General features: G+C 61.2%; 19 protein-coding genes. 8 read left to right on the forward strand and 11 right to left on the reverse strand.

Going from position 1 to position 23,750, the window contains the following annotated elements; all coding sequences use genetic code 11:
* Positions 1 to 225: 225 nt before the first annotated feature.
* Positions 226 to 1,146 (reverse strand): LysR family transcriptional regulator, encoded by a 921-nt coding sequence (locus GWQ31_RS08745; RefSeq protein ID WP_275909147.1) that lies wholly within the window; start codon positions 1,144 to 1,146, stop codon positions 226 to 228.
* Between the two features lie 190 nt (positions 1,147 to 1,336).
* On the opposite strand from GWQ31_RS08745, the gene GWQ31_RS08750 reads away from it, so the two are divergent.
* Entirely contained in the window at positions 1,337 to 2,731 is a 1,395-nt protein-coding gene (locus tag GWQ31_RS08750) for an MFS transporter (RefSeq protein ID WP_275909148.1), read from the forward strand.
* Positions 2,732 to 2,804: 73 nt separating this feature from the next.
* On the opposite strand, the gene hslU is transcribed toward GWQ31_RS08750, so the two are convergent.
* The 4 genes from hslU to argS form a co-directional block, all read right to left on the reverse strand.
* A complete protein-coding gene (gene hslU / locus GWQ31_RS08755) occupies positions 2,805 to 4,133 on the reverse strand; it encodes an HslU--HslV peptidase ATPase subunit (RefSeq protein ID WP_005318386.1) in 1,329 nt (442 codons plus the stop codon).
* Between the two features lie 64 nt (positions 4,134 to 4,197).
* Positions 4,198 to 4,731 (reverse strand): ATP-dependent protease subunit HslV, encoded by a 534-nt coding sequence (gene hslV / locus GWQ31_RS08760; protein WP_005318389.1) that lies wholly within the window; start codon positions 4,729 to 4,731, stop codon positions 4,198 to 4,200.
* 191 nt (positions 4,732 to 4,922) lie between these two features.
* Positions 4,923 to 5,750, reverse strand: a complete 828-nt coding sequence (locus GWQ31_RS08765) for an SPOR domain-containing protein (protein ID WP_275909149.1) — start codon at positions 5,748 to 5,750, stop codon at positions 4,923 to 4,925.
* A 3-nt stretch (positions 5,751 to 5,753) separates the two neighbouring features.
* On the reverse strand, positions 5,754 to 7,499 hold the full coding sequence (gene argS / locus GWQ31_RS08770; protein ID WP_275909150.1) for an arginine--tRNA ligase: 1,746 nt from the start codon (positions 7,497 to 7,499) through the stop codon (positions 5,754 to 5,756).
* A gap of 313 nt (positions 7,500 to 7,812) precedes the next feature.
* Between argS and GWQ31_RS08775 the strand changes: the two genes are divergently transcribed.
* The 3 genes from GWQ31_RS08775 (at position 7,813) to GWQ31_RS08785 (ending at position 9,751) form a co-directional block, all read left to right on the forward strand.
* Positions 7,813 to 8,379 (forward strand): LON peptidase substrate-binding domain-containing protein, encoded by a 567-nt coding sequence (locus GWQ31_RS08775; RefSeq protein WP_021138448.1) that lies wholly within the window; start codon positions 7,813 to 7,815, stop codon positions 8,377 to 8,379.
* A 132-nt stretch (positions 8,380 to 8,511) separates the two neighbouring features.
* Complete coding sequence (locus tag GWQ31_RS08780) at positions 8,512 to 9,081, forward strand: sigma-70 family RNA polymerase sigma factor (protein ID WP_005318397.1); 570 nt, start codon at positions 8,512 to 8,514, stop codon at positions 9,079 to 9,081.
* Positions 9,074 to 9,751, forward strand: coding sequence for a ChrR family anti-sigma-E factor (locus GWQ31_RS08785; RefSeq protein WP_275909151.1), 678 nt, complete (start codon positions 9,074 to 9,076; stop codon positions 9,749 to 9,751). Before GWQ31_RS08780 ends, GWQ31_RS08785 begins: the two co-directional genes overlap by 8 nt.
* A gap of 63 nt (positions 9,752 to 9,814) precedes the next feature.
* Here the strand turns inward: GWQ31_RS08785 and bacA are convergent, their stop codons facing one another.
* The 6 genes from bacA to galE form a co-directional block, all read right to left on the reverse strand.
* Positions 9,815 to 10,630 (reverse strand): undecaprenyl-diphosphate phosphatase, encoded by an 816-nt coding sequence (gene bacA / locus GWQ31_RS08790; RefSeq protein WP_275909152.1) that lies wholly within the window; start codon positions 10,628 to 10,630, stop codon positions 9,815 to 9,817.
* Between the two features lie 272 nt (positions 10,631 to 10,902).
* On the reverse strand, positions 10,903 to 11,898 hold the full coding sequence (locus tag GWQ31_RS08795; RefSeq protein WP_275909153.1) for an aldo/keto reductase: 996 nt from the start codon (positions 11,896 to 11,898) through the stop codon (positions 10,903 to 10,905).
* 182 nt (positions 11,899 to 12,080) lie between these two features.
* Entirely contained in the window at positions 12,081 to 13,061 is a 981-nt protein-coding gene (gene galM / locus GWQ31_RS08800) for a galactose-1-epimerase (protein ID WP_275909154.1), read from the reverse strand.
* A 76-nt stretch (positions 13,062 to 13,137) separates the two neighbouring features.
* Complete coding sequence (gene galK / locus GWQ31_RS08805; protein WP_275909155.1) at positions 13,138 to 14,286, reverse strand: galactokinase; 1,149 nt, start codon at positions 14,284 to 14,286, stop codon at positions 13,138 to 13,140.
* Positions 14,283 to 15,341, reverse strand: a complete 1,059-nt coding sequence (locus GWQ31_RS08810; protein WP_275909156.1) for a UDP-glucose--hexose-1-phosphate uridylyltransferase — start codon at positions 15,339 to 15,341, stop codon at positions 14,283 to 14,285. The genes galK and GWQ31_RS08810 overlap by 4 nt, the downstream gene beginning before the upstream one ends.
* Positions 15,342 to 15,424: 83 nt before the next feature.
* Positions 15,425 to 16,438 (reverse strand): UDP-glucose 4-epimerase GalE, encoded by a 1,014-nt coding sequence (galE, locus tag GWQ31_RS08815; protein ID WP_275909157.1) that lies wholly within the window; start codon positions 16,436 to 16,438, stop codon positions 15,425 to 15,427.
* Positions 16,439 to 16,642: 204 nt separating this feature from the next.
* Between galE and GWQ31_RS08820 the strand changes: the two genes are divergently transcribed.
* The 4 genes from GWQ31_RS08820 (at position 16,643) to mglA (ending at position 23,739) form a co-directional block, all read left to right on the forward strand.
* Positions 16,643 to 17,647 carry a substrate-binding domain-containing protein gene (locus GWQ31_RS08820; RefSeq protein WP_011898254.1) on the forward strand — a complete coding sequence of 335 codons (1,005 nt, stop codon included), beginning with the start codon at positions 16,643 to 16,645 and terminating at the stop codon, positions 17,645 to 17,647.
* Positions 17,648 to 17,866: 219 nt separating this feature from the next.
* Positions 17,867 to 20,944, forward strand: coding sequence for a beta-galactosidase (locus GWQ31_RS08825; protein WP_275909158.1), 3,078 nt, complete (start codon positions 17,867 to 17,869; stop codon positions 20,942 to 20,944).
* Between the two features lie 234 nt (positions 20,945 to 21,178).
* The gene (gene mglB, locus GWQ31_RS08830; RefSeq protein WP_005318413.1) at positions 21,179 to 22,165 is read left to right on the forward strand and encodes a galactose/glucose ABC transporter substrate-binding protein MglB; all 987 of its coding nucleotides are present in this window, start codon (positions 21,179 to 21,181) and stop codon (positions 22,163 to 22,165) included.
* A 53-nt stretch (positions 22,166 to 22,218) separates the two neighbouring features.
* Positions 22,219 to 23,739 carry a galactose/methyl galactoside ABC transporter ATP-binding protein MglA gene (mglA, locus tag GWQ31_RS08835; RefSeq protein ID WP_021141103.1) on the forward strand — a complete coding sequence of 507 codons (1,521 nt, stop codon included), beginning with the start codon at positions 22,219 to 22,221 and terminating at the stop codon, positions 23,737 to 23,739.
* Positions 23,740 to 23,750: the final 11 nt, after the last annotated feature.

Below are 23,750 nucleotides of genomic sequence, written 5' to 3' on the forward strand. Positions count from 1 at the left end.
TAATAGCGCTCCTGTTGCACAGATTTTGATCTGAATTATACGCACGTATAAACTCGAGGGAAGGGGCGGGCCGATCTTTTTTTGAACAAGGGGTGAGCGGCGCCTCGCGGCTCTGTGTGACGGAGGGAAAATGCGGGTTCAGCGGGCCGGAGCCCTCGGGATCCCGGGCAGCCGCGCCGTGCTCCCCGGGCGGCCAGGAGGCGGATTTGCCTGCCGCCGGGGGGATCAGCTGTCCCTGATGTCCCCTCCATAGGGTGCCTGGGCGCAGGTTTCGCGGATGACGGTGCGCAACCAGCGGTGGGCCGGATCGGCGTCCAGCCGTGGGTGCCAGAGCAGGGCCAGGGTGATCCCGGGCAGGGGAAAGGGCAGAGGCAGAGTCACCAGATCGGCGTGCAGGGAGGCGCAGTGCAGGGCTGGCACGGTCGCCACCAGATCGCTGCCCCGCACCAGCGCCAGCGCAGTGGCAAACCCCGGCACCAGGGTGGTGATGGCACGCTCCAGCTTCAGGGCGGCGAGCGCCTCGTCGACGGGGCCGTGCTCCTGCCCGCGCCGCGACACCAGCACATGGCGGGCGGCGGCATAGCGGGCGGCGGTCAGGGGCTCCTCGCACAGTGGATGGCCCGGCCGTACCACGGCGACGAAGCGATCCTGAAACAGCGCCTGGGTGCGCAGCTCGGGCGCCGTATTGGTGCCGATCACGCCGGTTTCAAAATCCAGCTCACCGCTGCGCAGGGGCTGACTCTCCTTGTCGGGCTTGGCCATGAAATGCAGCCGCACCCCGGGCGCCTCGGCTGCGAGCCGCGCCAGCAGGGCCGCCCCGACACTCTCCACGAAACCGTCGCTGGATCTGAGACGAAAGGTGCGCACCAGGTGGGCCGGATCTATCTCCTGCTGGGGGCGCAGTACGGCCTCGGCCTCCTGCACCAGCTGGCTGACCCGCTCGCGCAGGGCCAGCGCGCGTGGTGTTGGCACCAGCCCCCGGCCCGCGCGCACCAGCAGCGGATCCCCAGTGGTGTCACGCAGGCGGGCCAGTGCCCGGCTCATGGCGGAGGGGCTGAGTTTCAGCCGCCTGGCCGCCCCGGCCACGCTGCCCTCATCGAGCAGCGCATCCAGGGTCAGCAGCAGATTGAAATCGGGGGTGGTCATGGTCGTGCCCTCGCCGAGCCGGGTGTTAGGGGTAACCAACCTGATGGCGGTCGGTTGGATTCATCATACGCGAGAATCCGGCTCTTCATATGGCGTGCCGTGCAGCTATAAGTTGCAAGCCGTGCGTCTTCCGCCAGATACACGCTCTGACTAGCCTTGTCGGCATCATAGTTCGCCGGAGGTCATGCCCATGTCACATTCCATCACAATCCCGACGCCTTTTGCCCGCCGTGCTGGCCTGCTGGCGCTCGGTCTTGCCACCCTGTTGCCCATGCTGGCGGGGAGCATGGCCAACATGGTACTGCCCGCGTTGGAGCAGGTATTTGCCGTGCCCTTTGCCAGCGTGCAATGGGTACTGGTGGCCTATCTGCTGGGGATCACCTGCCTGACAGTGGTGGCTGGCAGGCTTGGGGACAGGTTTGGCCGGCGGCGTTTGCTGCTCTGGGGCATGGCGTTGTTTGCATTGGCGTCCCTGCTGTGCACCCTGGCTCCCACCATGGGTTGGCTGATCGCGGCGCGCGTCCTGCAGGGAGCCGGTGCTGCCTGCATGCTCTCTCTGGCGCTCGCCATGGTGGGGCAGCTGGTGCCACCAGAGCGGCGTGGCTGGGGCATGGGACTGCTCGGTACCCTGTCGGCCTGTGGCACAGCCCTTGGCCCCTCGTTCGGCGGCCTCTTGATCGGTGCGTTTGGCTGGCAGGCTCCCTTTCTGCTGCTGGTGCCCGTCAGCCTGCTGGCACTGGGGGCCGGCATGCTGGGTCTGCCACCTGAGGGCGCTTTGCCACAAAGAGAGAGGGTGAACCTGGCGAGTCTGTCGATGCTGGTGATGGCGCTGCTCTGCTACGGACTGGCGCTGACCTCGGGAGGGACTTTGGCGCTGGGGTTGTGGGCGGGGGTACTGCTTGTCACTGCACTGTTCATTCGCCGCGAGCGCCTCGACCCCTCTCCCCTGTTGCCACTGGTGCTGTTGGCCGAACCCCGGCTCAGGGGCGGCTTGCTCGCCAGTGCCCTGGTGGCCAGCGTCATGGTGGTGACACTGCTGATCGGCCCCTTTTACCTGCGCGGCGTGTTTGACCTCGATATGGCGACGGTCGGGCTCATGATCTCGGGGGGACCCCTGCTGGCAGCCTTGACGGGTATGCCTGCCGGCTGGCTGGTGGACAGGTTTGGCGTGCTATGGGTCGTTCGGTCGGGGTTGGCTGTCATGGTCATAGCAGCCCTTGGACTGGCAACCCTGACGGCGGGATATGGTCCGCTCGGCTATCTGTTGCCCATACTGCTGCTGACGGCCGGTTATGCATTGTTCCAGACCGCCAACAACAGTGCCGTGGTCGGTGGGGCGAGTGAGCAGGCACGGGGGGCAGTAGCGGGCTTGTTGACCCTGTCGCGCAATCTGGGTCAGCTGACGGGAGCAGCCGGGCTCGGTGGCCTGTTTGCCACTCTGGTGGGGACGCACAATCTGAGCATGGCCATGCCGACCGATCTGGTGTTCGGTACTCAGGTTACCTTTGCCCTGACCGGCCTGCTCACAGGGTTGGCGCTATGGCTGGTGGGGCGCAGACGAGAGGAGGCGCTGGCGGTGGTGTGAGGATCATGAGACACAAAAAAGACGCCTCCATAGTGGAGGCGTCCAGAATAGTCAGTGCGGTGCCGAGACTCGCTTACAGGATAAAGCGGCTCAGGTCCTCATCTTCAATCAACTTGCCGAGGTGAGCGTTGACGTAGTCGGTGTCGATCACGAAGGTCTCGCCGGACTTCTCGGAGGCATCGAAGGAGATGTCTTCCATCAGTCGCTCCATCACGGTATGCAGGCGACGGGCACCTATGTTCTCGGTGCGCTCGTTGACCTGCCAGGCCGCTTCGGCCAGACGGCGGATGCCATCCTTGGTGAACTCGATATTGACCCCTTCGGTGGCCATCAGCGCCTTGTACTGATCGGTCAGGGAGGCGTTCGGCTCGGTCAGGATGCGCTCGAAGTCATCTGTGGTCAGCGCGGTCAGCTCGACCCGGATCGGCAGACGACCCTGCAGCTCGGGGATGAGATCCGACGGGCGGGCGACCTGGAAGGCGCCGGAGGCGACGAACAGGATATGGTCTGTCTTGACCATGCCGTGCTTGGTGTTGACGGTACAGCCTTCCACCAGCGGCAACAGGTCGCGCTGTACCCCTTCACGGGAAACGTCCGGGCCGGAGCTCTCGCCGCGTTTGCAGATCTTGTCGATCTCGTCGAGGAAGACGATGCCATTGTTCTCGACCGCCGCTATGGCTTTTTGCTTCAGCTCTTCCGGGTTGACCAGACGAGCGGCTTCCTCTTCGATCAGCGCCTTCATGGCCTCTTTGACCTTGATCTTGCGCTTCTTCTTCTGGTTCTGGCCCAGGTTCTGGAACAGCCCCTGCAGCTGGTTGGCCATCTCTTCCATGCCCGGTGGTGTCATGATCTCGACACCCATCGGGGAGGCTGAGAGCTCCAGTTCGATCTCCTTGTCATCCAGCTGACCTTCCCGCAGTTTCTTGCGGAAGATCTGACGGGTGTTGGAGTTGTCGGCTTTCTCTTCCTCACCCCAGGTGTTGCGCGGGTTGGGCAGCAGGGCGTCGAGGATGCGCTCTTCGGCGGCCTCCTCGGCGCGGTATTTCATCTTCTCCATCTCGGTCTCGCGCACCAGCTTGATGGCGACATCGGTCAGATCGCGGATGATGCTGTCCACTTCCTTGCCCACATAGCCCACCTCGGTGAACTTGGTCGCTTCCACCTTGATGAAGGGCGCGTTGGCCAGCTTGGCCAGACGACGGGCGATCTCGGTCTTGCCGACACCGGTAGGGCCTATCATCAGGATGTTTTTCGGGGTCACTTCATGGCGCATCTCTTCACCGAGCTGCATCCGGCGCCAGCGGTTGCGCAGGGCAACGGCGACGGCGCGTTTGGCATCGGCCTGACCAATGATGTGTCGGTCCAGCTCGTGAACGATTTCTCTCGGGGTCATCTCGGACATGATGGCATTCCTGTATCCGGGGCGGGCAGGGCCTACCCCTTCGAAAATGGGTTACTTGGCTGGCTTATTTAGCTGAATAATCCAGCACTTCTATGGTGTGGTTGCCGTTGGTGAAGACGCAGATGTCGCCCGCAATCTTGAGGGACTTCTCGACTATGGTTTTGGCATCCAGCTCGGTGTTTTCCAGCAGGGCGATGGCCGCGGACTGGGCGAAGTTGCCGCCCGAGCCGATGGCGATGAGATCCTGCTCCGGCTGCACCACGTCACCGTTGCCGGTGATGATGAAGGATTTGTGTTCGTCAGCGACCGCCAGCAGGGCTTCGAGGCGGCGAAGGGCGCGATCGGTGCGCCAGTCTTTGGCCAGCGCCACGGCGGCGCGCTCCAGATTACCCTGATGGGCCTGCAGTTTGGCTTCGAAGCGTTCGAGCAGAGTGAAGGCATCGGCAGTACCGCCAGCGAAACCTGCCAGCACCTTGCCGTTATAGAGACGATGAACCTTGCGGGCATTGCCCTTCATGACTGTGTTGCCGAGGGATACCTGGCCATCACCACCGATCACGACCTGACCGTTGCGGCGAACTGAAACTATGGTAGTCACTTTACTTACCTCGCTTGAGCCGAATAACGGCCTGACTGTGCATGGCAAGAAAGATGGGGATGCCTGCCTGGCTTTTCAACCCTGGGGGAGTATCCGAAGCGGGTCGACCTCTATCGAGACTCGGTGGCGCAGAAAAGAGAAAGGGCCGGGTCTGTCGACCCGGCCCTTTCTCAAGGTTCCCCTGACAGGGTTCACCCCTTCTTGGGGATGCAACCGCTGATGCCAGCGCTTTGCAGCTTGCGGTTGGCCGCATCTGTGGCTGCCTTGCCGCTGAACGGACCCACCATCACCTTGTAGACGGCACCACCTGCCCCGTTGACAACTTGCAGGCTGGAGGAGAGCCCGGCGGTGAAGGCGATACGGGCCTTGAGCGATTCGGCAGAATCCTGCGAACGCAGGGCGGCGCACTGCATCATGTAGCGTCCGCTGTCGTCGCCCGCGGCTGCCGCAACTTGTGGTTTGGGCGCAGCGGCCCGCTCACGTTCCAGTTCTGCACGGATCTCCCGCTCCATCCGCTCCCGGTCCGCCTGACGATCGATCACCTGCTCCTGGGCGCTGGCCACAGGGGCGGGTTTGGCCGGTTGAACCGGTTGCGGCTTGTAGGGCTGCACCTGACCAATGGGCGTACCCGGTTGGGGGATGTCGGTCGGTACCGGCTGCGGCAGTTTCTCCGGCTGCAGGGTGAGCGTTTCCGCCGGTGGCGGCGGCAACACACCCGGCTGGGGAGGTGGCGCTATGACATCGACCTGCTTGTTTTCAAGCCGTTCGATATAGCTCCACTTCTCCTGGGGCAGACCATTGTTCTGCGTCTTGGGCTTGTTGGCCTTGACCTGTTCTTCAATGGTGGGGGCATCGCTGCCCTTGCCATTGATCATGTAAAGGAAGGCGCCGAAACCCGCCAGCAGCGCCCCGGCCAGCAGTGCCGGGATAACAGGAAAGCGGCGAGGTGCCGCTTTCTTGGTGTTACGACCACCGGCCCGTCTTCTCGGGCTGTTGCCGACGTAATCCCGGGTTGCCATCTATTACATGCGCTCCAGGGTATGAATGCCCAGCACGCCCAGACCCAGTTTCAGGACCTTGGCAGTGGCGGCGCACAGCAGCAGGCGGCTCTGGCGGGTGGCTTCATCGACGCCATCCTTGTTGATCGGACAGGCTTCGTAGAAGGTCATGAAGTTGCCTGACAGCTCATACAGATAGGTACAGAGCAGGTGCGGCATGCCTTTGTCGGCAACGCCGTTGACCGCGTCGGAGAACTGGATCAGCTTCTGGGCCAGCACCTCTTCCGCCTCTTCGTTCAGGGTCACGTTGCCAATAAGCGTGCTGGCATCGATGTTGGCTTTGCGGAAGATGGACTGGATGCGGGTGTAGGCATACTGCAGGTATGGCGCAGTGTTGCCTTCAAACGACAGCATCATGTCCCAGTCGAAGATGTAGTCTGTGGTGCGGTTCTTGGAGAGATCCGCATACTTGACCGCGCCCATGGCGATGGCGTTGACCACGTTGGCCTTCTCTTCTGCAGAGAGGTCGCTGTTGCGGCTCTCCAGCAGGGCGGCGGCGCGCTCTTCCGCTTCATTGAGCAGGTCAACCAGCTTGACGGTACCACCGGAGCGGGTCTTGTAGGGACGGCCATCCTTGCCCAGCATCATGCCGAAGGCGTGGTGCTCGAGGGGCACGGATTCCGGTACATAGCCCGCCTTGCGGGTGATGGTCCAGGCCTGCATCAGATGCTGGTGCTGACGAGAGTCGATGAAATACATGACCCGGTCGGCGCCCAGGGTTTCATAACGGTATTTGGCGCAGGCGATGTCGGTGGTGGTGTAGAGGAAACCTCCATCGCTCTTCTGGATGATGACGCCCATGGGCTCGCCATCCTTGTTCTTGAATTCGTCCAGGAAGACAACGGTGGCGCCTTCGCTCTCGACTGCCAGCCCTTTGGCTTTCAGGTCGGTGACGATTTGGGGCAGCATGTTGTTGTACATGGACTCGCCCATGATGTCCTTGTTGGTCAGGGAGACATTCAGGCGGTCGTAGTTGATCTGGTTCTGTTCCATGGTCATGTCGACCAGCTTCTTCCACATGGTGCGGCAGTACTCATCGCCACCTTGCAGCTTGACCACGTAGTTGCGCGCACGCTCGGCGAAGGCTTCGTCTTCGTCGTAGCAACGCTTGGCCTGGGTGTAGAAGGCTTCCAGATCCTTGAGCGCCATGTCGCTGGCGTGCTCGTTGGCCATCTTCTCCAGATAGGCGATCAGCATGCCGAACTGGGTACCCCAGTCACCAATGTGGTTGGCGCGCACAACGTTATGGCCGAGGAACTCCAGAGCACGAGCGGCCACATCACCGAGCACGGTAGAGCGGATGTGGTGCACAGCCATCTCTTTGGCGACGTTCGGCGCCGAGTAGTCCACCACCACGGTTTGCGGCGTCGGCAACTTCACGTTGGCGTTGGCGCTGGTCACCATGGCCTCGACCTGGCCGGCCAGCCAGCGCTGGTCGAAGAAGAAGTTGATGAAGCCGGGACCGGCGATCTCGACCTTGGCGATCAGATCCGAGGCGGGCAGGTTTTCAATGATGGCAGCGGCCAGCTCACGGGGATTCTTGCGGGCCGGTTTGGCCAGCAACATGGCCAGGTTGGTGGCCAGGTCACCGTGAGCCTTCTCCTTGCATCGGTCTACTTGCACCCGGGCTTCCAGGTCCGCCGGCAAGACGCCTGCTGACTTGAGATTGGCTACCGTTTGTTCAAGTAGATGATGAATATGCTCTTTCATAACTGACCACCAAGGTTGCGCGTCGAAAAATGACTGATATATAAGGGCGTGAATTTTACCCGCATCGGCCCGAGAAAACTATAGGGACGGCCCGCCAGAGTTGGTCGGACGGATATTTCACTGCATTTGCCACCACTATCCAGAATATTCACTGGGATAAGCGGTGCTTATCCATTTCTACTGCATATCGAATCGGGTTGTCCAGGCTATTTTCCCCTGATTGTTAAGGGTTTTTCTATTCCAACTGGCACTCAATGATCTGCTCTGGTGCGGCCGTCGTATCAAGAAGCATCTCCAACAGAGGAATATCCTGATGAAACTGGCGCTGTTTCCCCTCTCGGCTCACCTGCTGCCCGGTGGCATCATGCCGCTGCGTATCTTCGAGCCCAGATACCAGCGCATGATCGCCGAGGCGGGAGATCAGGGCTTTGTGCTCTGCATGCTCGACCCCCGTCAGCCCGATGCGCTGCGCAACATGTACCCCATCGCCACCCGGGTGCGAATAGTCGATTTCGATCAACTGCCGGACGGTCTGCTGGGCATTACAGTGCTCGGCATGGAACGGGTCAGGATCGTCGATCTGTGGCAGGAGTCCGACGGGCTGAGAGTCGGCGAGGTGGAACTGCTGCCGCTCTGGCAGACAGGACGGCTCAATGCCGACCAGCACTCCCTGGTCAGTGCATTGCAGGAGGTGTTCAACGACTACCCGGAGTATGCGGCTCTCTACCACAACCCCGACTGGGATGATGCCAGCTGGGTGGCCCAGCGCTGGCTGGAGGTGTTGCCCATTCCCGTGGAGCAGAAGCAGTGGCTGCTGGCGGCGGAGAACAACCTGCCCGCGCTTTCCCTGCTGAGCGGCCTGCTGGTTGCCACTCATTGAGCGCGAATGTGCGACCCAGGGGTGATCCTTTTTCCGCGTCAGGCGTAATGGTGATGACCACAACATTCAAGGTATGGCGCAATGGCATATACTGGCCAACCCCAATCGACTCTGCGCAGGATATCGCCCCCCATGGACAATCCAGATGGCGATCTGAAGTCTCTTCTCATTCGGGTGGCCGAACATGCCGACAAGGCCGCGTTTGCCACTCTGTTCACTCACTTTGCGCCGCGCATTCGCAGCTACGGTCTGCGTCACCTTGGCAGCGAGGCCAACGCCATGGAACTGGTACAGGAGACCATGCTGCTGGTGTGGCAGAAGGCTCGTCTCTACCATCCCGAGAAGGGGGCGCCGACCACCTGGATCTACACCGTCATGCGCAACCAGAGCTTCGACATGCTGCGCCGCCGCCGCGCCAGCAAGGAGGATCTCTGCGCCGAGGAGTTGTGGCCCATGCTGGAGTTCAGAGCGGAAGAGGAGCACCTGAGCGGTGGTGAGGATGCGGTGCTGACCCGCCAGATGGCGCACTATCTTGCCACCCTGCCGGAACCGCAACAGCAGGTGGTGCGCGGCATCTATCTGCAGGAGTTCTCCCAGCAGGAGCTGGCGGAGCGACTCGGCGTGCCTCTTGGCACCATCAAATCTCGCCTCAGACTGGCATTACAGAAATTGAAAGAGCAAGTGGAGCAAGGCCATGATTAAAACCCATCCGACTCACGCCATGTTGCGCGCCTTCGCTGCCGACGAGCTGCCCCTGCCGCTGGCCGTCGGTGTCTCTGCCCATTGTGAGCTCTGCCCCGAGTGTGCTGCCAGTCTGCGAGCCTGCGAAGAGGAACTGGCTCGCCAGTATCTGGAGTCGGCCGAGCAGCCAGCCGAGGTGAGCGAGCCCATGCCAGCCGCACTCGATGCCGTACTGGCCGGCATATTGCAGCAGCCAGTGGCCAGCCAGGCCGAGCTCGGCCAACCGGCGCCGTCTACCCCCGAATTGCAGGTAGCCGGCCATTCATACCGCCTGCCCCGGGCACTTGCCCGTCACCATGCCCCCAAGTGGCGCCACATCGGTGCCATTCGTCAGCACAGCTTGCCGCTGGACGAGATGGGGGCCCGCGCCAGTCTGCTTCACATCGAGGCCGGTGGTCGTATCCCCGAGCACACCCATCAGGGCTATGAGCTGACCCTGTTGCTGGCGGGCAACATGCAGGATGGTGACACCTGCTATCAGGCGGGGGACTTCATCTGGCGCGATGCCAGCCATGCCCACAGCCCGCATACACCGGATGGTTGCCTCTGCTACACGGTGCAGGATGCGCCGGTCCAGTTCACCAAGGGACTGTCGCGGCTGCTCAACGGCATCACCCATCGTCTCTATTGAGGTGGGGCAGCAATAGAAAAAGGGACCGAAAGGTCCCTTTTTCATTCGGCTATTTGCCTGTCATCAGGCAACAAACACCAGGTAGACGGCGAAGGCTACGATGAAGCGGTAGATGGCGAACGGGATGAAGTCGAGGCGACGGATCAGCGCCAGGAAGGTCTTGATGGCAATCATGGCGACCACGAAGGCAGTGATGAACCCCACCGCAAACATGGGAAAGTCGGCCATGGAGAGGAGGTCGCGGCTCTTGTAGAGATCCAGCCCGCTTGCCGCCACCATCATGGGCACCGCCAGAATGAAGGAGAACTCGGCCGCTGCCTGACGGCTGATCCCCATCAGCATGCCGCCGCTGATGGTGGCACCGGAGCGGGAGAAACCGGGCCAGAGCGCCAGACACTGGAACAGACCTATGCCGAACGCCTGCTTGTAGCTGATGTCATCCAGGGTCTCGGAGCGTACCGCCGGACGAAACTTCTCGGCGATGATCAGCAAGATGCCGCCGGCAACCAGGGCGTACATCACGGTTTCCGGTCCGAACAGGTTGGCCTTGATCCAGCTGTGAATCCCCAAGCCGATGATCACGGCGGGCAGCATGCCGAGGATGATGTGCGCCAGGGAGAGGGTGGCGTGATCCTGAGGTGGTTTCTGGCCAAAGTGGATGCCAATCAAGCCAAACAGGCGGCGCCAGAAGACGGCCACGACAGCGAGAATGGAGCCCATCTGGATCACCACTTCGAAGGTGGCGGCCTTGGGCCCTTCGAAGCCCAGCAGGTGGCCGACGATGATCATGTGGCCGGTCGAGGAAACGGGCAGAAACTCGGTCAGGCCCTCTACTATGCCCAGCACAAAGGCGACAAACAGGGCGTAAGACTCTGTCATGGTTCAGATCTCTTGGTTGATTGGTCCGGATAAGGTCAGCCCCGAGCTGGGTCGGGGTGGCCAATGATGGAGGAAAACCGGGCAGGCAACCAGAAAATATTGGGGTGCTGTGAGGGACTGTCGTCATACAGGGTTGCCAGATCCCACCCTGCCCCTCCCTTGTCAGGGGAGGGGGGCCCTCTCTCGGGGAAGGTGCCGCCGTCACGCTCCTCTTGTCCACGCCGATGCAGCAGTGGTTCCTCCCCCCTTGCAAGAGCGGCGGCGGGAGAGGGTCAGGCCAGGGTCGTCTCTATCTGCCGTTGCAACGGCTCATCCAGCGAGGGTAAGGCGAGGGCATCGACAGCGTTCACTATCTGCTCGGGGCTGCTGGCGCCAATCAGGGCGCAGCTCACCACGGGATCGCGCAGCACCCACTGCAGCGCCAGTTGTGACAGATCCTGTCCTCGCTGCTGCGCCAGGGTGTGCAGGGCCCGGATCCTGGCCAGCTTGTCCGGAGTGATCTGTTCCGGCTTGAGAAAGGGGCTACCGCTGGCGGCACGGGAATCCGCCGGTATGCCCGCCAGATAACGGTTGCTGAGCAGGCCGCCAGCCAGTGGCGAAAAGGCCACCACGCCAACGCCTTGCTCGCGGCAGACCGGCAGGGTTTCGGCCTCTATTTCCCGCTGGAACAGGGAGTATTTGAGCTGATTGACCAGGCAGGGGGTCCCGAGTTCGGCCAGCCGGTTCGCCGCCCGGGCGGCCAGTTCGGCCGGATAGTTGGAAAGGCCGACATAGAGCGCCTTGCCCTGACGCACCATGAGCGCCAGTGCCTGGCAGGTTTCCTCCAGCGGGGTGCGGGGATCCGGCCTGTGGTGATAGAAGATGTCCAGGTAGTCGAGTCCGAGCCGGCGCAGACTCTGGTGCAGGCTGGCAAACAGATACTTGGCGCTGCCGCCGTCGCCGTAGGGGCCGTCCCACATCACATAACCCGCCTTGCTGGCGATGATCAGCTCGTCTCTGTAAGGAGCCAGACTGCGTTTGAGCACGCCGCCGAAGCAGGTCTCGGCGGAGCCGGGGGGCGGCCCGTAGTTGTTGGCCAGATCGAAGTGGGTAATGCCCAGATCGAATGCCTGATGCACCATGGCTTTCACTCTGGCGGGATCGCTGCTCTCGCCGAAGTTGTGCCACAGCCCCAGCCCTATGCTGGGCAGGCGCAGGCCGTGGCGACCGGCGGGTCGATAGGGTTGGCGCTGGTAACGGTTGGGGGCGGCCAGGTAGTTGTCATCCATAAAGACTCCTGAATCGGCTCGATAACTGTCAGTGTGCTGTCATGCCCGGTGTCGTTGGCCAAAGCCCCCACCCTTGTCGGAAGAAAGGGCGCAAACAAAGCGTCTCGTTGTCAGAGGGGGTGTCAGCCGGTTCCTCCCCTGACAGAGGGGCGGTCGGGAGAATGACGCCACCAGCACCTGTTTTAGTCTGCGGGGATAAAACGGTAACGGGTCTGGTGATGATAGTGCTGGCCCGGCAGCAGCCAGGGATCACCGAGCGCTGGCCGGTTGGGACTGTCCGGCAGCTGCTGCGCTTCAAGGCAAAAGCCGTCGTAATCCTGATGGGGCTGACCGCTGCGGTTCGGCGTGTTGGCCAGCCAGTTGCCGGTGTAGAACTGCAACGAAGGCTGGTTGGTATAGACCTCCATCGTCAGCTGTTTATCCCCCGACACCACCTGCGCTGCTCGCCCCTGTTCAGGACCATTGAGGAGAAAAGCGTGATCGTACCCCTTGGCCTGCCGTTGCTGGGGGTGGCTCAGCCAATCCAGGCCTATGGGACGTGCAACCCGCAGATCGAAGGGACCTTCCACTGGCACAATGGTCAGCGGCAGGCCGCTGCCGTCGGTAGGCAGGAAGTAGTCGGCATTGAGACTGATGGCATGGTCGCGCACATCGCCGCCCTTGCTGTCCCCGTCCAGATTGAAATAGGCGTGGCTGGTGAGGCTGACTGGAGTGGGGGCATCTGTGCTGGCTCTGAACTCCACCACCAGGTCGTACTGTTCCAGTCGATACTCCATCGTCACCCGCAAGTTGCCGGGAAAGCCCTGATCCCCTGCCTTTGACAGCAGGACGAGTTTGACCCGATCCGATTCCTGTTCCTTGATCTGCCAGATCCTGTGATGAAACCCCTCCTGTCCACCGTGCAGGCAGTGAGGCGGCTGATTGGCATCCAGAGCCCAGTGCTGGCCATCACGTACCAGCTCTGCCCCGCCGATGCGGTTGGCAAAACGGCCCGCGACGGCGCCCAGCCACACCTGTTGTGCGGGATAGGCTTCATCGGCGCAGCCCAGCAGCACTTCACGCCTTGAGCCTGTGACTGGCAGGGTGAGGGAGGTGAGGGTGGCGCCAAAGTCGAGGCCGCGCAGGCGCAGCCCTTCTTCATTTTCCAGCTCGAATGGTGTCATGGCTTGCCTGCCCCTGTGGTGTGGGGGCGGCAGAGAGGGCTGCCGCTCTTCATCCTGTCATTACATCCATATGCACTCATAGCTTGCCTGCCCCGGCACTGGCGCGGCAGACATAGCTGTCGGCCTTGATGCCGAAGCGGGCCGGGTACTCGGCGTCGACGGCGGCAATCACCTCGGCGACCTGCGCCGGGCGCAGCAGGGCAACCACGCAGCCACCGAAGCCGCCACCTGTCATCCGTACACCGCCCTCGCGGCCAAGCCTGGCTTTGATGATCTCCACCAGACCGTCGATGGGGGGCACTGTGATTTCGAAGTCATCGCGCATGGCGGCGTGGGACTCGGCCATCAGTTGGCCGAGGCGTACCAGGTCGCCGGACTCCAGCGCATCGGCGGCGGCCAGAGTACGGGTGTTGTCGCCCACCACATGGCGGGCGCGGCGGTAACAGACCTCATCCAGCCCGGCTTTGCCTGCTTCCAGTGCAGCCAAGTCCAGATCCCGCAGTGCCTTGACCCCGTAGTGGCGGGCGGCGGTTTCACACTGCTGGCGGCGGGTGTTGTACTCGCTGTCCACCAGACCGCGGCGCACGTTGGAGTTGACGATCAGCACCGCCAGGTCGGATGGCATGGGGATGAGGCGGGTTTCGAGCGAGCGGCAGTCGAGCAGCAGGGCGTGATCCTGCTTGCCGCTGGCGGAGATCATTTGATCCATGATGCCGCAGTTGCAACCGACGAACTGGTTCTCCGCCTGCTGACCGTTGAGGGCAATCTCGGCCTGGCTGATGTGCAGCCCCTGCGCCTCCTTGAAAGCCTGGCCTATGGCCACTTCCAGCGAGGCGGACGATGAAAGGCCCGCCCCCTGCGGCACATTGCCCGAGACCACCAGATTGAGGCCGTGCAAGGCCTGGCCGCGCTCCTGCAGGTACTTCACCACACCGCGTACATAGTCGCTCCAGCGTTGGCTGGGGTGGTGCTCTATGGGCTGGTTCAGGTCGAACAGGTCGCGCTGGTTGTCGTAATCGGCGGCGATCACCTGCACCTGGCTGTCGTTGCGCAGGCCGATGGCGACGCAGGTCTCGTAGTCGATGGCGCAGGGCAGTACGAAACCGTCGTTGTAGTCGGTGTGCTCGCCGATGAGATTGACGCGGCCGGGGGCGCGCACCAGCAGGTCAGGTTGCTGTTCGAACTGCTCGACAAAAACGGCGCTGACGCGTTGGCTGGGGGTCATAGGGCCTCCTCATTGGCTGGGCTGGTGTGTTTGTAGTGGATTGGACTGAGTGCGCGCAGTCGTTCTGCCGCTTGTTCCGGCGTCAGATCGCGCTGGGTCTCTGCCAGCATCTCGAAGCCCACCATAAATTTGCGCACTGTGGCGGAGCGCAGCAGGGGCGGATAGAAGTGGGCGTGCAGTTGCCAGGCCTCGGGACAGTCTGAATGGGGCGGGGCGAAGTGCCAGCCCATGGAGTAGGGAAAGCTGCACTCGAACAGATTGTCGTAACGGCTGGTGAGCTCCTTGAGCGCCACCGCCAGATCCTGCTGCAGCTCGGGGGTGAGGCCGAGCAGGGAGGGCACATGGGTCTTGGGCAGCAGCAGGGTTTCAAACGGCCAGGCGGCCCAGAAAGGAACGACTGCCAGCCAGTGTGCTGTTTCCACTACGATGCGGCTGCGATCTGCCAGCTCCCGCTCCACGTAGTCGACCAGCAGCGGGCGGCCGTGCTCGGCCAGCCAGTCGCGCTGGTGTTGCTCTTCGCGGGCGATCTCGTTGGGCAGAAAGTCGCTGCCCCAGAGCTGGCCATGGGGATGGGGGTTGGAGCAGCCCATGACGGCGCCCTTGTTTTCAAACACCTGCACCCATTGCCACGGGCCCGACAGCTCGGCCACCTGTTCCATCCAGGTGGTGATCACTGCCTCTATGGCGGGCAGCGGCAGCTCGGGCAGTGTCTTGCCGTGATCCGGCGAGAAGCAGATGACCCGGCTGGTGCCGCGGGCGGCTTCCAGTTTCAACAGGGGATCCTGGTCGCCGCGGGTGGCCGGTGTGTCTTGCATCAGGGCGGCGAAGTCGTTGGTGAAGACGAAGGTGCCCTGATAGTCCGGGTTCTGGTCGCCGGTGACGCGCTGGTTGCCCGCGCAGAGGAAGCAATCCGGATCGTGGGACTGGCTCGGTGCCTGACTGACCTTCTCGACCTGGCCTTGCCAGGGGCGCTTGGCCCTGTGGGGGGAGACCAGCACATATTGACCGGTCAGCGGGTTGAAACGACGGTGGGGGTGATCAACAGGGTTGAACATCATCACTCCTCATTACCTGATGAAATGGATGGGGTGGCCGCTAACGGGGGCCTGGAAGAGAGGGCGAGCGGCGCTGTGCATGCTTACGCCTCGTACCCCTGTGGATTTCTGGATTGCCAGCGCCAACTGTCGGCGCACATGGTTGCGAGGTCACGGCTGGCACGCCAGCCCAGCTCGCGCGCGGCCTTGGCGGGATCGGCCCAGCACTCGGCGATGTCGCCAGGGCGTCTTGGTTCGATGCGGCAGGGTAGCGGTTGACCGGAAGCGGCTTCGAACGCTGCGACCATCTGCAGCACGCTCTGGCCCTGCCCCGTGCCCAGGTTGTAGATATGTACGCCGCCCTGACGGGCGCAATGTTGCAGCGCTTTGACATGTCCCTCGGCGACATCCATCACATGGATGTAATCGCGCACGCCAGTGCCATCTATGGTGGGGTAATCGTTCCCAAAGACAGATAGACAGTCACGACGACCGATGGCGACCTGGGTCAGAAAGGGCATCAGATTGTTGGGGATACCCTGGGGATCCTCCCCCATGGTGCCGGACTCGTGGGCCCCGACCGGGTTGAAGTAGCGCAGCAGCGTCATGCTCCAGTGCGGTTCGGCCCGGTGCAGATCCTCGAGGATCTCTTCGATGATCAGTTTTGATCGACCATAGGGATTGGTGGCGCTGCGGGGGAAGTCTTCCCGGATGGGCGTGCTGGCCGGATCGCCATAGACGGTGGCCGAGGAGCTGAAGACCAGGCTGTTGACCCCCGCGCGTTTCATCGCCTGCAACAGGGTGAGGGTGCCAGCGAGGTTGTTTTCATAGTATTCGAGGGGAAGGCGGGTCGATTCACCGACCGCCTTGAGGGCGGCAAAATGGATCACGGCGGCTATCTGCTGTTCGGCGAAGATGCGATCCAGCAGTGCCGGGTCACGTATGTCCCCCTGATAGAAGAGGGGGGCACACCCGCTGATGGCGGCGATGCGGGCCAGCACGCCCACCTTGCTGTTGCAGAGATTATCCACCACCACGGGTTCCATTCCCGCGGCCTGCAAAGCCAGACAGGTGTGGCTGCCAATATAGCCGCAGCCGCCGGTGACCAGTACTTTCATCCTCTTCTCCATGCTGAAAAAAGCCTGTGAAGGAGTTTAGCCGAGCCCCTGACGAGCAAACTGTGAACTGCTTAACAAAAGTGTGTAAACGATTACATTTGCATGAGTGGTCATAAATGACACTACTTGGCTTTTTCCCCTGTTATCACTGATGATGCCCGGTATAATGGCTTCGTCTTGAACTGTGAAATAAGTGAAAACAGCATGAGTACCATCAAGGATGTCGCCCGTTTGGCCAATGTATCTGTGGCAACGGTTTCACGGGTGATGAACAACTCACCCAAGGCCAGTGCCGCTTCTCGCGAGGTGGTACAAAAAGCCATGGCCGAGTTGGGCTATACCCCCAACGCCAACGCCCGAGCACTGGTCAGCAAGACCTGTGACACCATGGGCGTGCTGGTGGGTGACGTGGCAGATCCCTTCTTCGGTGCCCTGATCAAGGGGGTTGCTGCGGTGGCAGTGGAGCAGGGATTGCACCTGCTGATGGGTAATGGTTTTCACAGGGCGCAGCAAGAGCGCGAGTCCATCGATTTGCTGATCGGCAAGCGGTGCGAGGCGCTGGTGGTACACAGCAAGGCGTTGAGTGACGAGGAGTTGATCGATTATGCCCTGCGGGTGCCCGGCATGGTGCTGATCAATCGCGACATTCCTGCCTTGAAGGGGCGCTGCATCGCTCTCAATAATCGACAGGGGGCCGCCACTGCGACCCGGCATCTGCTGGAGCTGGGCCACCGGCATATCGCTTTTCTCAGCTCGGACCACGCCATCGAGGATGCTACCTTGCGGTTGCAGGGTTACCAGGATGCGCTGACCGAGGCTGGGCTGCGCGCCGATCCCGAGCTGGTCGAGAGCGGCATGCCCAACGAGGAGGGGGGGGAGCGCGCCATGCTCAACCTGCTGGCCAAAGGGCAGCCCATCACGGCCGTGGTTGCCTACAACGATGCCATGGCGGCGGGGGCCATCTCAGTGCTGGCTGACAACGGCCTCAAGGTGCCTGAGGAGGTCTCGGTGGTGGGCTTCGATGACATCATCTACGCCCGATACCTGAGGCCCAAGCTTTCCACCATGCGTTATCCCATCGAACTGATGGCGGCCCAGGCAGCCAAGCTGGCGTTGCAGCTGGCGGCGGGTGAAAGTGAAGCTGTGCAGAGCCGTATTTACACCCCGACGCTTATCAATCGTCACTCTGTGGCACCCGTTCGAGCCTGATCCCTCCTGTTTCCGTCAGTTTCCTGTCCCGGGTCGCCCTTTTTTCAGGTGGGCGATCCGGCGGCGCTCATTTTTACCTTCATTTAGCGATTTTTTACCCTGTTTTACTTAACACAATGAGTGTAATCGTTTACATCTGTGTGAGCGAGATCGCCGATCCCCAGGCAAAACTCCCCTACACTGCATAGGTTTTCAGCGTCGATGCAGGGAGAGAAAAAGATGCTCAGGGAGATAGTGGCCCGTCAGGATTGGCAGACCCAGGCGATTACATCGGTGAATCGTCTGGCGGCTCATACCCCCTTGTTCAGCTGGCGCAGTGAGGCGGATGCCCGTACCGCTCTCGCCTCACCGTCACGGTTGCTGCTGGATGGCGAATGGCGTTTCTCCTTCTTCGAGGCACCGGAGTTTGTACCTGAGCAGTGGCTAGAGCAGGATCTGGCGGATGCCTGTGCCATCTCTGTGCCCGGCAACTGGCAGCTGGATGCCGCCTATCCGGCGTCGCGTCCCGCCACTGACGGTCCCATCTACACCAATATCAAGTATCCCTTCCCCTGTAACCCGCCCCGGGTACCAGCAGACAATCCGACCGGCTGTTACTCCCGCGAGTTCGAGTTGCCCGCCGACTGGCTGGCCAGCGGCCAGACCCGCATCATCTTCGACGGGGTGGACAGCGCCTTCTACCTGTTCTGCAACGGCCGCTGGATCGGTTATTCCCAGGACAGCCGGCTGCCTGCCGAATTCGATCTGAGCCCATGCCTCAATGCCGGTCGCAACCGGTTGGCGGTGCTGGTGCTGCGCTGGTCTGATGGCTCCTATCTGGAAGATCAGGACATGTGGCGCCTCGGCGGGATTTTCCGTTCCGTCAGCCTGCTGCACAAACCCGAGCGCCATCTGATGGATGTGCGGCTGACACCCGTGCTGGATGCCTGTTATCGGGATGCTCGCCTCAAGGTGGAGTTGCAAGTCAATGAGGGCGCCGGGCTGGCGGTGGAGGCCAAGCTCTATTTCGGTGAGACGCTGATCGCCGACCGGCGCCAGCTGTTGGGCACAGGCGCCATCGACGAGAAGGGCGCTTACACAGACAGGGCCGAGCTATGGCTGGAGGTAGCGGCGCCGCACAAGTGGAGCGCCGAGACGCCCCAACTTTATCGACTGACCCTGACCCTGCTGGATGAACAGGGCGAGTCCATCGAGAGCGAGGCCCATGACGTGGGCTTCCGGGCGGTGGAGATCCGTGACGGTCTGCTGCGGGTCAATGGCCAGCCTCTGCTCATTCGCGGCGCCAATCGTCATGAACACGATCCCGCCTTGGGCCATGTGGTGACCCCTGCCGCCATGGAGCAGGATCTGCGGTTGATGAAACAACACAACTTCAACGCGGTGCGCTGCTCCCACTACCCCAATCATCCTGACTTTTATCGCCTGTGCGATCGGCTCGGTCTCTACGTGGTGGACGAGGCGAACCTGGAGACCCACGGCATGGTGCCCATGGGGCGACTGGCGCAGGATCCCGCCTGGAGTGGCGCGTTTCTGGAGCGGGTCACCCGCATGGTGGCGCGCGACTTCAACCACCCTTCCATCATCATCTGGTCACTGGGCAACGAATCCGGCTATGGCCCTGCCCACGACGCCATGTATGGCTGGCTCAAGCGCAGTGATCCGAGTCGCCCGGTCCAGTACGAAGGGGGCGGGGCAGACACGGCCGCTACCGACATCATCTGCCCCATGTATGCCCGTACCCATCAGGATCAACCCTTCCCGGCCGTGCCCAAGTGGGCGCTGGCCAAGTGGATCGGTCTGCCGGGCGAGACCCGGCCACTCATCCTGTGTGAATACGCCCATGCCATGGGTAACAGCCTGGGGGGCTTTGCCCACTATTGGCAGGCGTTTCGCGATCATCCCAGGCTGCAGGGCGGCTTCGTGTGGGATTGGGTGGATCAGGGGCTCGACAAGCAGACCGGCGATGGCCGCCACTATTGGGCTTACGGCGGTGACTTCGGCGACCAGCCCAACGATCGCCAGTTCTGCTGCAACGGCCTGCTGTTTCCGGACAGGACGCCCCATCCCGCCCTGTTCGAGGCAAAGCGGGCCCAGCAATTTTTCGAGCTGACATTGCTGAGCCAGCATCCCCTGGTGGTGGGGATCGACAGTGAATACCTGTTCCGTACCACGGATAACGAATTGCTGCGCTGGCGACTGTGCGAGAACGGCGTTGTCGTGCAGCAGGGGGAATGCCCACTCACACTCGCGCCTCGGGCCAGTGTGGCGCTGACCTTGCTGGATACGCTGCCAGCCTTTGCGGCAGGCTCCCTCGCCTGGCTGGATCTGGCCATAGTGCAACCCGCAGCTACGGCCTGGGCCGAGCCGGAGCATGAGGTGGCGCACCAGCAATTTATGCTGCCAACGCCTATGGCGATTCCGGCGGCGTTTAAACCCGCCGCGATAAGCGAGCAGCCGGATCACTGGCTTGTCTGCGCGGCTGGCTGCGAGTGGCAACTGGACAAAAGCAGTGGCCGCATCCGCAGTTGGCAGAAACATGGCCGCGAGCGGCTGCGGGGGGCCATTGCCGATCACTTCTATCGCGCGCCGCTGGACAACGACATAGGTACCAGCGAAGCGGATCACGCCGATCCCAACGCCTGGATTGCCCGTTGGGAAAGGGCAGGGCTCAACCATCTGCAGCATCGCTGTCTCGGGTTGGAGGTCAATGCTCATCAGGGCTGTGTGGTGGTCACTCACGGTTACTTCGTCAACGAGGCGCTCAAGCTGTCGACCCGCTGGCAGCACAGCTTTGGCGCCGATGGTGCCATGGGACTCACCATCAGGGTGGAGGTCGCCGCAGACATGCCATCACTGCCCCGCATCGGTGCCAGGCTCTGGCTGGATGGAGGAGTGAACCATGAGTTCAATGAGGTGAGCTGGCTGGGTCGCGGCCCCCATGAGAACTATCCGGATCGCCTGCTTGGCGCAGATCTCGGTTGCTGGCAGTTGCCTCTGACGGCTCTGCACACCCCTTATGTGTTCCCGACCGACAACGGACTGCGTTGTGATACGCGCCAACTGTTGCTGGGGGACCTGACGTTCGAAGGGCAGTTCCACTTCAGCGTCAGTCGCTACAGTCAGCAGCAGCTGACCCTGGCGCGCCATCAGACCGATCTGGTGGCGCAGGGAGGCCTGCACCTCTGTCTCGATGGTTTTCATATGGGGGTGGGTGGCGATGACTCCTGGAGCCAGAGCGTGCGACCGGAATATTGGTTGCAGCCAGGGAGCTACTATTGGAACTGTGTTCTACGCTGAATCTGACCTGCTCATAGGTAGCGAAAAGGCACGTTCAGGTCCCTACCACGCGGGGTTAACTTCAACATTATGATTTTTAATGAATTTATTGCTATGTAACAGAATGTAAACGTTTTCATTTTGTTGCCATGATCACAGACCGGTATACAACAAACTGATTACATTAGGCTGGCGCCAGTTCAATTGGTGTACAGCATTCCCTACAAAAACAGATAGAGAGATCGGAGCATAACAATGAAAAAAATCACGACAGTTGCCGCCGTACTGATGAGCCTGATGGCAGGGGCCACTGCCCATGCTGAAACCCGTTTGGGTGTGACCGTCTACAAGTACGACGACAACTTTATGGCTGTGGTACGCAAGGCCATCGAGAAGGAAGCAGCGGCAAACCCGGGTGTGGAGCTGCTGATGAATGACTCTCAGAATGACCAGTCCAAGCAGAACGATCAGATCGACGTGCTGCTGGCCAAGGGTGTGAAGGCCCTGGCGATCAACCTGGTTGACCCGGCGGCTGCCCCTGTCGTGATTGAGAAGGCCCGTGGCGAAGATATTCCGGTCGTCTTCTACAACAAGGAGCCGAGCACTGCCGATCTGGCCAGCTATGAGAAGGCTTACTACGTGGGTACCGACTCCAAGGAGTCAGGCATCATTCAGGGTCAGCTGATCGCCAAACACTGGAAAGCCCATCCCGAGTGGGATCTGAACAAGGATGGCGTCATCCAGTTCGTGCTGCTCAAGGGCGAGCCGGGCCACCCGGATGCCGAAGCCCGCACCTCCTACGTCGTCAAGACCCTGAACGATGGCGGTCTCAAGACGGAGCAGCTGCACATGGATACAGGTATGTGGGATACCGCCATGGCCAAGGACAAGATGGATGCCTGGATCTCCGGCCCCAACGCCAACAAGATTGAAGTGGTCATTGCCAACAATGACGGCATGGCAATGGGCGCCGTCGAGTCACTGAAAGCCCAAGGCAAGACCGCCATACCAGTATTCGGTGTGGATGCACTGCCCGAGGCGCTGGCCATGGTCAAGAGCGGTGCCATGGCGGGCACAGTGCTGAACGATGCAGCCAACCAGGCCAAGGCCACCTTCGAGCTGACCAAGAATCTGGCTGAAGGCAAGCCGGCCGGTGAAGGTACCCAGTGGACTATCGTCGACAAGGTCGTACGTGTTGCCTACGTGGGTGTGGATAAAGACAACCTGTCTCAATTCGAGTAACTCCCTCCTCCAGGGCAAGGGAGATCCCCTTGCCCTTTTTTCAACCAGATGTGATGGCTGATATGACAACACAGCAACAATCAGAATGGCTGTTGGAGATGATTGACGTCAGTAAAAGCTTTCCCGGCGTCAAGGCACTCGATAATGTCAATTTACGGGTCCGTCCTCATTCTGTGCATGCGTTGATGGGCGAGAACGGGGCAGGGAAATCCACGCTGCTCAAGTGCCTGTTCGGCATCTATGAAAAGGATCAGGGCAAGATTTTCTTCAAGGGGCAGGAGGTCAATTTCACCTCATCCAAAGAGGCGCTGGAAAATGGCGTCTCCATGGTGCATCAGGAGCTCAACCTGGTATTGCAGCGCACCGTGATGGACAACATGTGGCTAGGTCGCTATCCCACCAAGGGCTGGTTTGTCGACCATGGCAAGATGTATGACGATACCAAGCGCATCTTTGACGAGCTGGATATCGATATCGATCCCAAGGTCAAGGTAGGCACGCTCTCCGTGTCCCAGATGCAGATGATCGAGATCGCCAAGGCATTCTCCTATGACGCCAAGATCGTCATCATGGACGAGCCTACCTCCTCCCTGACCGAGAAAGAGGTAAACCACCTCTTCAAGATCATCAACAAGCTGAAAGAGAAGGGCTGCGGCATCGTCTATATCTCCCACAAGATGGAAGAGATCTTCCAGCTGTGTGACGAGATCACCATATTGCGGGATGGCCAGTGGGTGGCAACCCAGCCGCTCAAGGGCATGACCATGGATCAGATCATCGGCATGATGGTCGGTCGCGAGCTGACCCAGCGCTTCCCGGAAAAAACCAATCAGCCCAAAGAGGTGATCCTCGAGGTCGAACATCTGACGGCCAAAAACCAGCCCTCCATCCAGGACGTGACCTTCAACCTGCACAAGGGGGAGATCCTCGGCATCGCCGGGCTGGTGGGGGCCAAGCGCACCGACATAGTCGAAACCCTGTTCGGCATTCGCGATCACAGTGCGGGTGCCATCAAGCTGCACGGCAAGGTGGTGGCGAATCATACGGCGCACGAGGCCATCTTGAACGGTTTCGCCCTGGTGACGGAAGAGCGCCGCTCCACCGGTATCTATTCGCGCCTCGATATCGCCTTCAACTCCCTGATCGCCAACATGGACAGCTACAAGGGCTCCATGGGGCTGCTCAGCAACAACAAGATGAAGAGCGACACCCAGTGGGTCATCGACGCCATGCGGGTCAAGACGCCGACCCAGCAGACGCAGATTGGCTCTCTCTCCGGTGGCAACCAGCAGAAGGTCATTATCGGCCGCTGGTTGCTGACCCAGCCGGAGATCCTGATGCTGGATGAACCGACCCGCGGCATCGACGTGGGGGCCAAGTTCGAGATCTACCAGCTGATTCTGGAGCTGGCGAAGAAGGACAAGGGCATCATCATCATCTCGTCTGAAATGCCCGAGCTGCTCGGGATCACCGACCGCATCATGGTGATGAGCAATGGTCGGGTCGCCGGGATCGTCAACACCAAAGAAACTGACCAGAGCGAGATACTGCGCCTGGCATCTCTGTACCTCTAGAGACAGGAAGA

It is taken from the genome of Aeromonas sp. 2MA4 (assembly GCF_029237305.1).
GTDB lineage: Bacteria > Pseudomonadota > Gammaproteobacteria > Enterobacterales > Aeromonadaceae > Aeromonas > Aeromonas salmonicida.

Coding starts and splice junctions, on each gene's coding strand:
- GWQ31_RS08820 (WP_011898254.1), top strand. CDS start 16,643: ATGAGTACCATCAAGGATGTCGCCCGTTTGGCCAATGTATCTGTGGCA.
- GWQ31_RS08795 (WP_275909153.1), bottom strand. CDS start 11,898: ATGGATGACAACTACCTGGCCGCCCCCAACCGTTACCAGCGCCAACCC.
- GWQ31_RS08810 (WP_275909156.1), bottom strand. CDS start 15,341: ATGTTCAACCCTGTTGATCACCCCCACCGTCGTTTCAACCCGCTGACC.
- GWQ31_RS08825 (WP_275909158.1), top strand. CDS start 17,867: ATGCTCAGGGAGATAGTGGCCCGTCAGGATTGGCAGACCCAGGCGATT.
- GWQ31_RS08745 (WP_275909147.1), bottom strand. CDS start 1,146: ATGACCACCCCCGATTTCAATCTGCTGCTGACCCTGGATGCGCTGCTC.
- galM (WP_275909154.1), bottom strand. CDS start 13,061: ATGACACCATTCGAGCTGGAAAATGAAGAAGGGCTGCGCCTGCGCGGC.
- mglA (WP_021141103.1), top strand. CDS start 22,219: ATGGCTGATATGACAACACAGCAACAATCAGAATGGCTGTTGGAGATG.
- GWQ31_RS08785 (WP_275909151.1), top strand. CDS start 9,074: ATGATTAAAACCCATCCGACTCACGCCATGTTGCGCGCCTTCGCTGCC.
- GWQ31_RS08765 (WP_275909149.1), bottom strand. CDS start 5,750: ATGGCAACCCGGGATTACGTCGGCAACAGCCCGAGAAGACGGGCCGGT.
- GWQ31_RS08780 (WP_005318397.1), top strand. CDS start 8,512: ATGGACAATCCAGATGGCGATCTGAAGTCTCTTCTCATTCGGGTGGCC.
- bacA (WP_275909152.1), bottom strand. CDS start 10,630: ATGACAGAGTCTTACGCCCTGTTTGTCGCCTTTGTGCTGGGCATAGTA.
- GWQ31_RS08750 (WP_275909148.1), top strand. CDS start 1,337: ATGTCACATTCCATCACAATCCCGACGCCTTTTGCCCGCCGTGCTGGC.
- argS (WP_275909150.1), bottom strand. CDS start 7,499: ATGAAAGAGCATATTCATCATCTACTTGAACAAACGGTAGCCAATCTC.
- galK (WP_275909155.1), bottom strand. CDS start 14,286: ATGACCCCCAGCCAACGCGTCAGCGCCGTTTTTGTCGAGCAGTTCGAA.
- hslU (WP_005318386.1), bottom strand. CDS start 4,133: ATGTCCGAGATGACCCCGAGAGAAATCGTTCACGAGCTGGACCGACAC.
- galE (WP_275909157.1), bottom strand. CDS start 16,438: ATGAAAGTACTGGTCACCGGCGGCTGCGGCTATATTGGCAGCCACACC.
- mglB (WP_005318413.1), top strand. CDS start 21,179: ATGAAAAAAATCACGACAGTTGCCGCCGTACTGATGAGCCTGATGGCA.
- GWQ31_RS08775 (WP_021138448.1), top strand. CDS start 7,813: ATGAAACTGGCGCTGTTTCCCCTCTCGGCTCACCTGCTGCCCGGTGGC.